This window comes from Gemmatimonadota bacterium (genome assembly GCA_009838845.1).
Taxonomy (GTDB): Bacteria; Latescibacterota; UBA2968; order UBA2968; family UBA2968; genus VXRD01.
Genome location: VXRD01000170.1, coordinates 125787 through 141184 on the forward strand (window position 1 = coordinate 125787; position 15398 = coordinate 141184).

The window sequence follows — 15398 nt, forward strand, 5'->3', positions numbered from 1 at the left end:
TCTGGTACGTTCCCTCAGGATACAGTTGTTTCGAAAGGAAGCACTGAAGGATTAAAACCCGGATTCATGATGAAGGGGTGAACTTTCCAACATTTTGTAAACCTTTTTCCGAGAGATACCGAGAAGTCGAGCAGCCTGGGTTTTGTTTCCATCGGCTTTTTGGAGCGCTTCTTGGAGTAAAGCCTGCTCTACATCGTAGAGTTTACCCCGTGTGTCTGTGTGTTCATCCGTCTGCCAGTGTATTCCCAGTTGGTCTGGCAGGTGGTGTTTTTGAATTGTGCCAAAGTTCGCCGAAGTAAGAGCACCCTGGATAACAAAGCGCAGTTCCAGTAGATTGCCCGGCCAGGGATAGGCCATCAGAGATGCCAGTACATCGTCGTGAATTCGGGGAGCCGGACGTTGTTGCTGAGTGGCGAATAATTTGACAAAATAATCTGCGAATTCTGGAATTTTCTCTTTTTGTTCCCGCAAAGTCGGAAGGTGAATGACAAACCCACTCAATCGGGTATATAACCCAACGGATAGGCTTTTCTCTTTCAAAGCCCGATTCAGGTCTTGCGACGTATAGGCAATAACGCGAAGATTTTTTGGAAGGTCCCTGGAAAACCCGGTCGGACGCATCCTGTCTGCTTCGAACAAGCGACACAGCAGTATCTGAATCCGGTACGGTATAGCCGTGACTTCGTAGAGAAAGAGCGTGCCGCTTTCGGCCTGGTGCATATATCCTTCAAAATGTTCTTGCGTATCTTCAAAAATGGAATTCCCAAACAGCTCTTTTTCAAAAAGTTCGGGTGGAATCGTATCGCAGTTGACGATGACAAAGGGACCCTTGGCATAGGAGCTCTGACGGTGGATTTCCCGTCCAATCATATGGGATCCAGTCCCTTCTTCTCCCAGGATCAAAACACCTGCCGGACTTTTTGCTGCGCTCTGAATTTTCCGTCTCAAGGAAGTTGACAGCGCTTTGGACGGCAGATAAAATTCGCTCGGATCCAGGGATGTGCTAATTTCTCCTGTGGATCGCACAAGAGATTGGATATCCTCTTCGAGTTTCACCCCCAGCCGGGTAATCCACTTCCCTTTGGAAAACAAATATGCATTTTCAATGACGTTTTCAAGCTGACGCACATTGCCAGGCCAGGAATAGTTGGTAAGCTGTTCTATTATGGTCGGGTGGACGCCCAGGATGTTGCGTTTAAGGCGTCGATTGAGCTTCTGGATGAAAGCGGCGACCAGTTCCGGGATATCTTCTAAATGTTCCCGCAGGGGTGGGATATAGATGGTGACTGCCCCGAGCCGGTAATAGAGATCTTCCCGGAAGCTCCTATTCCAGAGCACCTGCTCCAGGTCGCGGTTGGTGGCTGCAATGACCTGGACGTCCAGGGAAATTTCTTCCGTGCTGCCGAGGGGTCGAATGCGCTTCTCTTGAAGAACGCGCAAAAGTTTGACCTGGGTTTCGAGCGGGATTTCGGTAATCTCATCCAGAAATATGGTCCCTGTATTAGCAGATCTGAAAAGGCCCGCAGTTTCGTTTACGGCGCCGGTAAAAGAACCTTTTTTGTGTCCAAATAGTTCGCTTTCAAAGAGTTCTTTGGGAATAGCGCCGCAATTCACGGGCACAAAGGGATTCGGGGCGCGACCGCTTTTGTGGTGGATGTACTGAGCGATCAGGTCTTTGCCGGTGCCGCTCTCTCCCGCAATTAGCACGCTTCCCGCCCCTTTAGCAGCCGTTTGCATCTGGCGATAGACTTCCTGAATTTGCGGGCTTTTACCTATTACAAAATTGTATTCGATTTCAGGATTAATCGCATTCATTAGTATTTTTCCTTATTTATTTTCATAGATATACTAATTTATTATGAATGCGATGATGGTGCAAGTTATAATCCGAGACATTTCCCAAACTTCACCCTGTCGAATTCGATTCTTGCAAAGGTGTCCGGCTGTCAGGCGATTCGCATTCTATGACAACCCAACGACCCCGGAGCCAGCGCGCTCAACCGACACACCGCTCGGCTTCCCACCGCTGGGGTTCCAGCCCGACGACGCGCGCTTCCTCGCAGATCATCGACCAGGTCGTATCATCTACCTCGATCCCCTCCATCTTCCGCTGCATCGCGCTGCGGAACTCCGGCTCTCCGGGCAGCAGGATTTCCTCAAATCCAGGGGCCACGCGGCTCGACTTCACGTGCCGGATCAATGCTTCCACCTCGTCGTAGTAGGCCTCCCGGTCGGTAAAGTGCGCAATGTCGTACACCGTCAAAAGCACGCCGTTGCTGATCATCTGGCGCTCGCCGGCAGCGCATCCCTGCCCGCTGAGAGTGCCTCCCAAAAGCTCCACCACCAGGCTCAACGCAAAGCCTTTGTGGGCAACCACGCCGCCCATAGGGAGAATTGCACCCGGCGGATCGGCCGAAAAATCTCCCGGATCCACGGTCGGATTCCCCTCCGAATCGATCAGCCAACCCTCGGGGACCTGGTACCCGCTGTTGGTCGCCACCCGCACCTTTCCTTCTGCCACCACCGAAGTCGTCATGTCCACCAGAATCGGCTCTGCCTCCCGTCGGGGGGCAGCAAATGCGATCGGATTGGTGCTCAGGCGTCCGTCAATTCCCCCAAAAGGGGCGATCTGATAACCCAGGTGCCCGGCATTCACAAAGATCAGACCAATCAATCCTTCCCGGGCGGCCATGAGCGGATACGCACCAGCCCGGCCTATATGGCTGGTATTCCGCAGCGCGACGCAACCGACGCCGTGTATCCGGGCCTTCTCACTGGCCAGCTTTGCTGCAAAGGTCGCGCCCACCTGTCCCATCGCCCCCTTCGCATCCACAACAGCCAGGCAGGGATACTCCTCGACGACCACCGGAACCGCCCGGGGCTGGAACCGCCCTTCCCGGACCGCCCGGGCATACTCGTAGAACCGGATGGCGCCGTGAGAGTCGTGACCGAAGAGATTCGACTCGACAAGGTGGTCCACGACGGTCCTCGTGTCCTCGGGCGTACACCCGGCAGCTTCGAAAAGCTCGTAACCAATCCGGCGCAAAGCCTTCGCTTGAAATTTAGGCACGGCAAACCCTTTCATCTGTTGGTATAGTGCTTCAGGGGGAAAATGCTCTGTCTCCTGTGGTATTGAGCAACCCCAGATCTACACTCAATCATTGGCCAAAAAATCGCAGTCCATAAGAGATCAAGGGACTGGTCGTTTACTGCGGAACAATATCCAATACATAATAGCTGCTGAGACAATGTAGGCAACCGTACCGGACCAAACATTGACCTCCTGTATCATAAAAATGGCGTTGGTAGATAGCGCGGAGCCTTCGTAATTGACGAGGACCGCTGCAAACATGTTATTCGCGGCATGAATGCCAATGGCAAGTTCTGCACCATTATCCTTGAGCGTGACGAGGGCGAGAAATGCACCGACGACAAAGTAGGAAATCAACATGGGTGCTACGCCATACGCCGCGATCTCGGGATTCATCAAATGGAACAGGGCAAAAGGCAAGGCATTGAGAATAACGAGAACAATGGGATGACGCGTGAAGTGCCCGAGCATTTGCAAAAAATAACTGCGCGTGAGCAATTCTTCGGTAGTAGTCTGGAAAGGCGTGAGGAGCAGGACGAGAATGGCGAATTTGTAAAAGCGTTCGGGATCCAGGGAATAAGAGTAGTTATCGGGAAAGAGCAGGGCGTCAATAGCGGCGAAGACAATACCCAGACCCATCTGCAAACCAAAACCCTGAAATATGCGGCCCCAGCGGATGTGATTGCGCGGCGTAATAAGTGTGCGGAAAGAGCGTTTATGTGCGTTGCGAAGGCCAATCCACAGACCGACCAGCACCGTGACAAAGAGCAAGTTGAGGGCAATAAAATCCAGAAAAGGATTTGTGCCATCCATGGGCAACCCTTCGGGTTCAGAGCCATAAACACTGAACAGGACTACACCACTGCCAAAAGTCCAGGTGGCAATAACAATCAGCAGTGTTAAAATATATCGTATCCAGCGCGTTTCACCCCGATTGGCGAGATCGAGAAACGCCTTGCCCATTTTATCGGTTTGTTCTGTTATTTCGTTCATATCACCAATCCGCAACACTGCCATCGTTTTCGTAAAAATATTCCCCGCCGAGTTCTTCTTCGTAAACCCCGATATTTTGTTCGGCTTCTGTGGGAATGAGGTCAAAACCCAGGCCGGGTCTGGTGGGCAAATCAATATGTCCATCTCTGACAACCCAGGGGTCTTGCAGCAGATCCTCACCCAAACCCGCATCGACTTGCTCTTGAATGAGAAAATTGGGCACAACGGCATCAACCTGCATACACGCGGAAAAAGCGACTGGCCCAATAGCACAGTGCGGCATAATATGCATGTAATACACTTCGGCCATGTTCGCAATGCGCTTGAGTTCGGAAATACCGCCTGCATGCGAGCCGTCGGGCTGGATATAGGCAACGGCATTTTTTTCAAACACAGTGCGAAATTCCCAACGCGAAAGCAGGCGCTCACCCGTAGCAATGGGAAAGGGCACATGGTCGGAAACGTGTTTGAGCGCATCGACATTTTCCTGCGGCACGGGTTCTTCGACAAACATGGGACGCATGCCTTTGATCTCGTGGCAGATTTCCACGGCGAGCGCAGGCGTCATCTTGCCGTGAAAATCAAAACAGAGTTCGCAGTCATCGCCAACCCACTCGCGCATGGTATAGGCACATTTGACAAAGCGGTCGATCACCTCAGGAGGTTCATGGGCACGCCACTTGCCGCCTGGTCCCGATTTAAAAGCTTTGTACCCCCCTTTTTCTTGTAGCATTTCGAGACGCTCACGCGCAGCATCCAACCCGCGTTCTGAACTATCGCGAATCCCCCAATGGGCATAAACGCGAATGCGATCGCGCACCGGTCCGCCGAGAAGCTGATAGGTCGGCACATTGAAGTATTTGCCCGCAATATCCCAAAGCGCCTGATCAATACCCGAAAGAGCCGTCATAAGCACATTGCCCCCACGATAGAAAGCGGAGCGGTAAATATGTTGCCAGTGGTGCTCAATGCGCAGAGGGTCTTTCCCAATCAGATAATCCGCGAGTTCTTCTACGGCAGCCCAGGTACTCCTCGGTTTGCCTTCAAGGGTGGTCTCTCCCCAGCCTACAATACCGGTATCGGTCGTAATTTTGATCAAGCGCATCCTTCGGCGGGGAAAGAATTGTTCAATTTTGGCGATTTTCATGATATTTCTCCGGGACTGAAGAACCGAAAAGTATCCACAGATGAACGCAGATGAACGCAGATGAAAATTCAAAAATAGATGAATACAGCGTTAATCTGGGTCGAAGAATCGAAAAGAAAAAAGATCTGCCTCGGTTAGTTCAAATTGCAAGCGAATGGGTTGGTTCGGGGCGACATCGATAGCATTGACATTTTCCCAGCGAACAGTGCGCGCGATTTCATCGCCAAAAATATGGGGACAGTCACCGAGCGCGAATTTTGGAAGGGGATCACCCGCTTCATCGAGCAATGCGATGCGAATCGAACCGGCAACACTCGTAGAATAATTGACTTCCAACCGGGTGCCTGTAAAAGTGAATGGCCTGGTCGTAAGAACACCAGTCCTCGCATCAGCGCGAACAGAAACAAACCCATCTTCGCGCAGGGTGAAACGCCGAATGTGTGCATTGGGCGTGCGATAATTTTGCACAGAATAAAGCGAGAGTTCGCCGGGCGCGGTAGAAACGACACGCGGTCCGATAAAAATGGAGCGCTCGTGCCAGTTATTTTGGTCCAGACCGGGACGCATAAACGCATCGGCATAGGGCTGGGTGAAATTCAGTCCATCTCTGCTGGCGAGAAAGAGAATATCGGAAAGACCTTCGTGACCCCACTCGGGCAGAGCCTGGCGCGTTTGAATAAAGCGTTTGGGAAATGCAAAATAATAGGGCGCACCTGCGTAGGGATGAACGGCATTTGTATAAAGTTGATAATCAAAGCGCGTTTTGCCGTCAATGCGGATATATTGCCATGCATCCCAATGTATAAAATCCCGCGAAGTCGTCATTCGAATGGCGCGCATACGCGGCTCATTGCCATCGGGAAACCAGCCACGCGCGTACAGGACATAACACCCCTGACGCGCATCCCAAAAAGCACTAACCGGACTGTCAAAATTGGGATCGTCTTCAGAGGCGACGACAAGTGGTCCATCTCCTGCATTTTGCCAGTGAATGCCATCGGGTGAGACGAGACCGTAGATCCGAGCGGGCTTGCCACCACTCCAGCGTCCCGCTGCTTTGTACCGCTCGGATTCTGGCACACCGGGACTTTCATCCTTAAAAACCGCAATATTCTTGGTATTGGGATTGTCAACACAGATATTGTTATCGGTTGAACCGTTAAAGTTGAACAAACCGAGATTGGGCCGCTGCCAACAAATGCCGTCTTCGCTCTCGGCATAAGCAGTGAACGTGTGGTTAAAACCACCTGTGTCTTGTTGTTCATCTTGAGATCGGTACCACATTCTGTATTTATCGCCATCTTTGATAACAACGGGACACCAACTCGTCTCACCTTCCCAGGGGCGATTGAGCGTGAGACACGTTTCGCGCGGGATGGGCGTGTGCTGGTGAATATGCACGTGTTCGAAGCTGTCGATGAGATGGTTATCGACAAAGAGTTGGCGATCGTTGGATGCGATAAGTGGATCTGGCAAATTCATCGCTGTGCGCCTCCATTCTCTACATTCACGGTGGGGTGGTCCATAATAGCCGTTTCATTTTATCAAAGCAAGGGGAACCCATGGCCGCTTATCTCGGATTAAGTCATTATTGCTTGCCAAATGATTTATATTCTTAGAGCAAACAACACCAATCACCAATTCAAGGAGATAGAATGAATAGAGAAATCGTAGAAAAAAAGGTAGAAGCACTGGAAAAAAGAGTGCGCTGGCAAATGCGGGCGATTATCGGATTAATCATTGTATTTCTATTCAACACATCGCCCGCTTTTACGTCAAAGTGGTTTCACCAGCTACTCCCTCCCAAATTGACCTCTGTAAATTTGTCACCTGACAAAAGCAATGGCAATACTGGTTTTCGCCATAACTGGTCGCATCGGGAAGAAATTCTGGCACGCCGAATACAGGCACCAGAGCTTGGCCCGGGTAGAGATAAGATAGAATTCATCAATAATATTCTCTCGCACCAGAATGGGACGCCGAGATTGGGTAAACAAGCGCAAGCAGGAGAACTGCAGATTTTATCCGACACATTGCGGGTACAAACACTACAGACAAGAACACTGCAGATTGTAAATGCAGCGGGGGGCGTCGTCGCCATAATCGGATCGGATCCCGCAGGAAACGGTATTTTGCTCGTAGGGAACGTAGCAGGTGCGGCAGTTGCGGCTATATCAGCCGATCAAGCTGGCAATGGAGATATTAGTGTGATAGAAAATAATGCCTCTGTTGCGGGGATGGGTGTAGATCAAGCTGGCAATGGTGTGGTAGCTGCATCAAATGCATCGGGTTCGAGCTTTACGCTTCTCGGTGCCGATGATTCTGGAAATGCGGGACTGATCGTGAGCGGTAGTTCCGAATCGGGCACAGGTGCGGTCATTCTGGGCTTAGATGAAACTGGTAATGGGCTGGTGAGTACTGTCAGTAGCTCGGGTTCTCTCACGCTTCTCGGTGCCGATGATTCTGGAAATGCGGGACTGATCGTAGGCACTGCATCTGAATCGGGTACAGGCGTAGTCATTCTGGGTGTAGATGATGTTGGCAATGGCTCAGTCAGTGCCGTCAGTGCCTCGGGTTCAATAGTTGATTTGGGAATTGATGAGGCTGGCGATGCAGCAGTACTGTTAACAAATAGAGAGGGTGTTTTGGCTTCCGTATTGGGTGTCGATGAAAATGGGCACGGTATAATGGGCATTCTCAACGCCTCTGGGCGGCCCATTGCAGCTATGGCAGCCGATGAAGCGGGCAACGGTGTATTGGGAATTGAAGGCGGCAAATTCCGTGCTTATATAGATTCTACGGGCAACGGAGTCGCAGAGACCCGGGGACAAAATCAGATCCTTCGATGGTCTTCTGAAATAAGACCGACCGGAGGTGGTGGCACGCCAAGCGGTTTAATCGGTGATCTGGATCAGGATGGCGACGTGGATTTTAACGACTTTTTGATATTTACCTCAAACTTTGGCAAGACAAGTGGATAGGTAAATCAGGCACATATTACAGGTGGCATTTCTGACGCCAGGACTTTCTTTTAGCTTTTCAGACAATAGCTCACAAAACGCGCTTGACGCACAAGAGGATTCGCGTATCTTGATCACTGATAGGGTTTTAATATTCGGATCGTTTGCGTATCAAACAAAATTCAAACAAAACTCGTTTTAGAGGAATATGTTATATGCACTGGTCTGAGATATGCAAAAGTTATCCCAATAAATGGCTGATTGTTGAGGCATTAGAAGCCCATACAACCTCTGATTATCAGCGGTATCTCAATCGTCTAACAGTTGTAGAGGAATGTCCTGATGGCAAAACAGCAATGAAACGGTATCAGATCCTTCACCAGCAATATCCCGAACGGGAATTATATTTTTTTCATACCAGTCGTGATTCACTTGACGTTCAAGTAAGACAATGGTTGGGAATTCGTGCTCCATATGCAACTGATACGAAGGTATGACCTTCCATTTACATCGGTGTCTATTGCTTATCGGGAATCAACTATTGAGATCCCGCAAGTCCTTGTTGATACTGGATCAGCTAGCACAGTGATATCTGCTGACTTGGTTGATTCTATCGGTATATTTCCTTTGCCCGATGACCGGATAGTAACAATTCGAGGCGTGGGTGGGAGCGAAGTTGTATTTAGGCGACGAGTTGATTTTTTGCAGGTTGGAGAGAAGAAGTTGACTAATTTTGAACTTGAAGTAGGAGGCATGGATTATGGCTTTGAAATCAATGGGATTTTGGGGATGGATTTCCTGGTAGAAGCCAAAGCCATTATCAATCTGCATACAATGAGTCTTACATTCGATAGCTGAAGGCAGATCATAAACCTTGAACACACAAACTGAAAACACCGACCAAAACGCGCTCTCTGATCGAGACGTGTTCACAGAAGGCCCAAAATACAATAAACCGCCCAGAAAGACGCGCATCAAATGGTACCGCTGCCGCGTCTCCCGCGAGACATTGCGCGAACTCAACAAGCGAAGTGATTTCCTTGGCTTTGCTCAGACACTCGGTTTCCTGGGCGTGCTAACTGTTGCGGCGGGAGCGGCCATTTACTCATCGCACCACTGGCCCTGGTATATCACTGCGCTACTGGTCTTCATCAACGGACACTTCTGGCATTTTCTGGTCAACGGCTTTCACGAACTGGTACACGATTCGGTCTTCAAGACCCGATGGCTCAATCGCTTCTTCCTCCGCATTTTGTCCTTCCTCGGCTGGCACAACCACCATCTATTCTGGGCCAGCCATACCGAGCACCACAAATACACCCTGCACGCACCCGACGACCAGGAAGTCGTACTCCCTCAAAAAATCGACCTCAAAGGCCTGTGGAAGCGAGCCATTGTAAACCACAAGTATCCCTACACACTGCTCAAAGAAAAGTTTCGAAACTTTACCGGCCATATAAACAGGAAAAATTCCTGGATTGGAATGCTCTTTCCCGAAAGCGATCCAGAGCGGTGTCGCGCCTACACCAGATGGGAGCGCACCTTGCTCATCGGCCATCTCTCGATCGCGGGTATATCTCTGGCATATGGGTACTGGATTGTTCCGCTGGTCATCACATTTCCGAAAATGTTCGGATCGTGGTTGCAATCCCTCTGCAACTCCGCACAGCACGTTGGGCTGCAAGACGAAGTACCGGATTTTCGCCTCTGCTGCCGCACGATTTACCTCAATCCCCTGCTCCAATTTCTCTACTGGCATATGAATTACCACACCGAGCACCACATGTACGCTGCGGTTCCATGCTACAAACTCGGTCGGCTACACAGGCTGATCAAACACGAAATGCCCCACTGCACCCGGGGCTTGCGCGAAACGTGGAAACAGATTGCCGAGATTTTGGACAGACAGGCGCGTGACTCCAATTACCAGTACATTGCCGAACTGCCCACAGACGGCAACCGGCGCGATATAGAACAACATACAGCGGACACTCGCGATTAAAATGCGTGTTTTATATGCAAAACAAAGTAGATAATAATGTACAGTTTATATGAGCAAAACTTATTGCTTGACTCGCATGTGGATTCGTGTATATTAAGCCCTTCGTAGGCTCGACCTGATCTCATTTTGTCTCATCTCACTTCACAGGATTCATAAATGGCGCAGCTTTTTCCGCGTGGCAGTAACGCGTATGCCAGAATCAGTATTGTCGTGGTTCTGGTTGTTGTTGGAACGGGCCTCACCATTCTGCTCAACACCAACCGATTACACTACACATCCGATGTCCTGGTCGCAAAAAAACAGCCGGTTCCCTTCAGTCACAAACACCACGTGGCCGGCGTGGGCCTCGACTGTCGCTATTGTCACACTTCTGTAGAAGAATCTTCCTTCGCCAATATCCCCCCTGTTGAAACCTGCATGACCTGCCATTCTCAGATCTGGACAGAAAGCCCCCTTCTCGAACCCATCCGCGAAAGTTATCGCACGGGTAATCCCATAGAGTGGGTTCGCATTCACGATCTCCCCGATTTTGTCTATTTCAATCACAGCATTCACGTTCACAAAGGCATCGGATGTCAAACCTGTCACGGGCAGGTCGATCAAATGCCGCTGATGTGGAAAGTGAACACCCTCAATATGGAATGGTGTCTGGAATGTCACCGGGCACCCGAAAAATATGTGCGTCCCCGCGAAGAAGTTTTCAATATGGCCTGGAAACCAATGGATGAACGCGGACATGCGGTCTCTCAAGCCCTGCTGGGCGCACAACTGGTTCAAGACTACGATATTAACCCTTCCACGGATTGCTCGACATGTCATCGATGACACGCACAGCACATAAAGACGGTTTGGACCTCTCTGCGATTCGCGAACGCCTATCTAAGCGCGAGGGGCAGGATTATTGGCGCAGCCTGAATGAATTGGCCGATACGGAAGAATTTCGCGACTATTTGCACCGCGAATTTCCCGAAGGGGCTTCCGAATGGAGCGACAAAGTCGGTCGCCGCAAGTTTCTACAGGTAATGGGCGCGTCTCTGGCGTTTGCCGGCTTGACATCGTGCACGCGCCAGCCGCCGGAAAAAATCGTCCCCTATATACGTGCGCCCGAGCAGATCATACCCGGTAAACCCCTGTTCTTTGCTTCGGCTCTCTCTCAAGGCGGATTCGCCCGGGGCGTACTGGTCGAAAGTCATGCTGGGCGTCCGACCAAAATAGAGGGCAATCCCGCACATCCTGCAAATCCTCGATCGGGAAATGCGACTTTTGGGCCCACAGATGCAATTACACAGGCTCAAATACTCGATCTCTACGACCCGGACCGCTCGCAGGTACCCATAGCAAATGGGCGGGCGAGTACATGGACGAGATTTTCTGCTACCCTTGCCACCGAAGTGGCAAAACTCGATTTGGATCAGGGGCAGGGATTGCGTCTGTTGACGGAAACAGTGACCTCGCCAGTTTTGGTTAGCCAGATCCGCGCACTATTGGAAAAATATCCCAACGCAAGGTGGCATCAATTTGAGCCAGGTACGCGCGACAACGTGCGTGAAGGTGCCAGAATGGCTTTTGGCGAAGTGGTCGAAACGCAGTATCATTTCGAAAAAGCCAAACGCATCTTGTCTTTGGACGCCGATTTTATGGAAAGCGGCGCGGCAAGTATTCGACACGCTCGCCACGTTGCCCTCGGTCGCAAGGTTATCGACGGCCAAAAGGCCGATATGAATCGGCTCTACGTCATTGAATCCACCCCCTCCAATACGGGGTCTTTTGCCGATCACCGCCTGCCATTGAAAGCCAGTCAGATCGAGGGATTTGCCCGAGCAGTGGCTGCGGCACTGGGAATAAACGCGATGGGGGGCAATAGCGCCGGACACGATACATGGCTCAATGCACTGGTCAAAGACCTGGCGGCACATCGCGGCACATCGCTGGTGATTGCCGGCGATCATCAACCGCCTGCTGTTCACGCACTTGCACACGCCATCAACAGTGCGTTAGGCAATGTGGGTAATACCGTGACGTACACAGATCCAGTAGAAGCCGAGCCGACCAACCAATACGCTTCCCTCAAAGATTTAACCGTTGATATGTCAGAGGGCAGAGTTTCACTGCTGATGGTTTTGGGTGGCAATCCCGTTTACAATGCGCCAGCAGACCTCAATTTTGCCGCCGCTTACCAGGAAGTGACAACGCGCATTCACCTGGGCCAATCTCAAGATGAAACCGCGCGATTATCTCACTGGCATTTGCCCGAAGCACACGCATTAGAAGCCTGGGGCGATATACGCGCATTCGACGGTACCGTGTCTATTCTCCAGCCATTGATTGAGCCGCTCTACGGCGGCAAATCCGCCGCGGAACTGGTAGCTATGATGCTGGGGGATGGGCGCGCGGATTATGATCGGGTCAAAGAATATTGGCAAGAACAATACAAAGGCACCGATTTTGAAACAATCTGGCAAACCTATTTGCACGACGGATTGGTTCCCGATACGGCTTTGCCCGAGCGTTCTGTGAGCATGACCGAAAATTACGGCACGCCATCGCAGGCGGGTGAGGGACTCGAAGTGAACTTCCGGTTAGATCCCACAATTGGCGATGGGCGATATGCCAACAATGGCTGGTTGCAAGAATTGCCAAAACCCCATACGCGCCTCACCTGGGACAATGCGGTTTTGATCGCACCGGCAACTGCCGAGGCGATGGGGCTTCAAAATGGCGATGTGGTCGCGTTGAGTGCAAATGATCGCTCTGTGGAAGCACCTGTTTGGATCGCACCCGGACATCCCGCAAATGCCGTCACTGTACATCTCGGCTTTGGGCGCACCGCCGCCGGGCGCGTGGGTAATGGCGTTGGCTTTAACGCTTATGCTCTTCAGACATCTGATTCGCCGTGGGTTGCATCGAATGCGTCAATGACAAAGACGGGACAGACGTATCCCCTGGCCTGCACGCAAGATCACCACAGCATGGAAGGCCGCGCGCTGGTGCGATCTGGCACAGTCGATGAATATGAAAAACACCCGCATTTTGTACACGAAATGGGGCATGACCCCGGTCCCGATGCAAACTTTTTTGATGGGATTCACGACAACGACGGCATAGCCTGGGGCATGGCAATTGATCTGAATTCATGCAATGGCTGCAATGCCTGCACAGTCGCCTGTCAGTCGGAAAATAATATTCCGGTAGTGGGCAAAGATGAAGTACTCAACGGACGCGAAATGCACTGGATTCGCATCGACCGCTACTACAAAGGCGATCTGGACAACCCCGAACTTTACAACCAGCCCGTACCCTGTATGCAGTGCGAGAATGCGCCCTGTGAACTCGTATGCCCCGTTGGCGCAACAGTACACAGTGCCGAGGGCTTGAACGATATGGCCTATAACCGCTGTGTGGGCACGAGATATTGTTCAAATAACTGCCCTTATAAGGTGCGGCGCTTCAATTTCCTCCACTATGCCGATGAAGAAACACCGAGTTTCAAATTGCAGCGCAATCCCAATGTGACAGTGCGCGGTCGCGGCGTGATGGAAAAATGCACCTATTGCGTGCAGCGCATTAGTGCAGCGCGAATTGAGGCCAAGGTCGAGGATCGCGAATTGAAAGATGGCGATATTACAACCGCCTGTCAGGGAGCGTGTCCTTCAGATGCCATTGTATTTGGCGATATCAAAGACCCCAATAGCCGCGTGGCCAAGCTCAAAGCCCAACAGAGAAATTACGGCATTTTGACAGAGTTAAATACCAAACCGCGCACCACGTATCTCGCGCGGTTGACCAATCCCAATCCGGAGATTTCACAGCATGGGTAGTCCTGCACCTATAAAAGATCCGACGATGCCGGCGCCGGTGCTCGGTCCGGGGCAGACCTATACAACGGTGACACAAAGACTCAGTGCGCTCATCACCAATCGCACGCCTTTGGGGTGGATTGCGGCACTGTTGATTGCAGGTGGTATTTTGCAGTTGTTGATGTTATCTGCGACCTGGCTGCTGATCAAAGGGACTGGCATCTGGGGCTTAAATATTCCCGTTGGCTGGGGCTGGGCAATTATCAACTTTGTCTGGTGGATCGGTATTGGGCACGCGGGCACATTGATTTCGGCTATTTTGTTACTCATGCGTCAGCAATGGCGCAATTCGATCAACCGATTTGCCGAAGCCATGACCATTTTTGCCGTCATGTGCGCCGGTATGTTTCCACTGTTGCACACGGGGCGTCCCTGGGTAGCGGCTTACTGGCTGTTGCCCTATCCCAATACAATGTCTGTGTGGCCGCAGTTCCGCAGTCCGCTAATATGGGATGTATTTGCCGTTGGCACCTACTTTACAGTATCTCTGATCTTCTGGTATCTGGGCTTAATTCCCGATTTTGCCACCCTGCGCGACAAGGCCAAACACAAAATTTCACAGATCATATACGGCGTATTGTCAATGGGATGGCGCGGATCCGCCAAGCACTGGTTCAACTATGAAATGGCCGCGCTGCTCTTAGCGGGTGTATCGACGCCGCTGGTACTATCCGTACACTCCATCGTGAGTTTGGACTTTTCCGTAGGCCTGATTCCCGGCTGGCATGCAACCATCTTTCCACCCTATTTTGTGGCGGGTGCTGTATATGCCGGTTTTGCAATGGTGCTGACGCTGGGGCTGCCCATTCGCTACTTTTACGGATTGCACGATTATATCACCGACCGTCACCTGAACAATATGGGCAAGGTGATGCTCGCCACCGGACTCATTGTGGCTTATGGCTATGCGATGGAGCAGTTTTTTGCCTGGTATAGTGCCAGCCCCTATGAAGGCTATATGATGAAAAATCGCACATTTGGCCCTTATTCCGGTACTTACTGGTCATTGATCTTGTGCAATGTGGCTATCCCACAATTATTGTGGATTAAAAAGGTGCGCCTGAGTCCGATATGGCTGTTCATCATTTCGATGTTCATCAATGTGGGAATGTGGCTCGAGCGATTTATCATTGTGGTGACGAGTCTCCACCGCGACTTTATGCCTTCGTCCTGGGATATGTATCACTCGACGCCGTGGGACTGGGGATTGTACGCAGGCACAATTGGATTTTTCCTCTTTATGATGATCCTGTTTATTCGGGTGATGCCCGTCATTAACATTTTTGAAATCCGCCAGTTGGTGGCAAATAAAAGCAAACATGCGGAAGCGGCTTCTGCCGATGATTAA

The 15398-nt window shown here is 51.1% G+C and carries 12 protein-coding genes; 7 read left to right on the plus strand and 5 right to left on the minus strand.

What is annotated here, in order from left to right:
- Nucleotides 1-51 precede the first annotated feature (51 nt).
- The 5 genes from F4Y39_24440 to F4Y39_24460 form a co-directional block, all read right to left on the minus strand.
- Nucleotides 52-1815, minus strand: a complete 1764-nt coding sequence (locus F4Y39_24440) for an AAA domain-containing protein (GenBank protein MYC16885.1) — start codon at nt 1813-1815, stop codon at nt 52-54.
- A gap of 181 nt (nt 1816-1996) precedes the next feature.
- The gene (locus F4Y39_24445) at nt 1997-3085 is read right to left on the minus strand and encodes an Ldh family oxidoreductase (protein ID MYC16886.1); all 1089 of its coding nucleotides are present in this window, start codon (nt 3083-3085) and stop codon (nt 1997-1999) included.
- A gap of 105 nt (nt 3086-3190) precedes the next feature.
- Nucleotides 3191-4108, minus strand: a complete 918-nt coding sequence (locus F4Y39_24450; GenBank protein ID MYC16887.1) for a CPBP family intramembrane metalloprotease — start codon at nt 4106-4108, stop codon at nt 3191-3193.
- Nucleotides 4086-5231, minus strand: coding sequence for a galactonate dehydratase (gene dgoD / locus F4Y39_24455; GenBank protein ID MYC16888.1), 1146 nt, complete (start codon nt 5229-5231; stop codon nt 4086-4088). The genes F4Y39_24450 and dgoD overlap by 23 nt, the downstream gene beginning before the upstream one ends.
- A gap of 90 nt (nt 5232-5321) precedes the next feature.
- Nucleotides 5322-6713, minus strand: a complete 1392-nt coding sequence (locus tag F4Y39_24460; protein ID MYC16889.1) for a hypothetical protein — start codon at nt 6711-6713, stop codon at nt 5322-5324.
- Between the two features lie 173 nt (nt 6714-6886).
- On the opposite strand from F4Y39_24460, the gene F4Y39_24465 reads away from it, so the two are divergent.
- The 7 genes from F4Y39_24465 (at nt 6887) to F4Y39_24495 (ending at nt 15398) form a co-directional block, all read left to right on the plus strand.
- The gene (locus F4Y39_24465; protein ID MYC16890.1) at nt 6887-8212 is read left to right on the plus strand and encodes a hypothetical protein; all 1326 of its coding nucleotides are present in this window, start codon (nt 6887-6889) and stop codon (nt 8210-8212) included.
- A 194-nt stretch (nt 8213-8406) separates the two neighbouring features.
- Nucleotides 8407-8688 (plus strand): hypothetical protein, encoded by a 282-nt coding sequence (locus F4Y39_24470; GenBank protein MYC16891.1) that lies wholly within the window; start codon nt 8407-8409, stop codon nt 8686-8688.
- Nucleotides 8666-9049 carry a hypothetical protein gene (locus F4Y39_24475; GenBank protein ID MYC16892.1) on the plus strand — a complete coding sequence of 128 codons (384 nt, stop codon included), beginning with the start codon at nt 8666-8668 and terminating at the stop codon, nt 9047-9049. The genes F4Y39_24470 and F4Y39_24475 overlap by 23 nt, the downstream gene beginning before the upstream one ends.
- Nucleotides 9050-9065: 16 nt before the next feature.
- A complete protein-coding gene (locus tag F4Y39_24480) occupies nt 9066-10193 on the plus strand; it encodes a hypothetical protein (protein MYC16893.1) in 1128 nt (375 codons plus the stop codon).
- A gap of 156 nt (nt 10194-10349) precedes the next feature.
- Nucleotides 10350-11018, plus strand: coding sequence for a cytochrome c3 family protein (locus F4Y39_24485; GenBank protein ID MYC16894.1), 669 nt, complete (start codon nt 10350-10352; stop codon nt 11016-11018).
- On the plus strand, nt 11015-14011 hold the full coding sequence (locus F4Y39_24490) for a 4Fe-4S dicluster domain-containing protein (protein ID MYC16895.1): 2997 nt from the start codon (nt 11015-11017) through the stop codon (nt 14009-14011). Before F4Y39_24485 ends, F4Y39_24490 begins: the two co-directional genes overlap by 4 nt.
- Nucleotides 14004-15398 carry a hydrogenase gene (locus F4Y39_24495; GenBank protein MYC16896.1) on the plus strand — a complete coding sequence of 465 codons (1395 nt, stop codon included), beginning with the start codon at nt 14004-14006 and terminating at the stop codon, nt 15396-15398. The genes F4Y39_24490 and F4Y39_24495 overlap by 8 nt, the downstream gene beginning before the upstream one ends.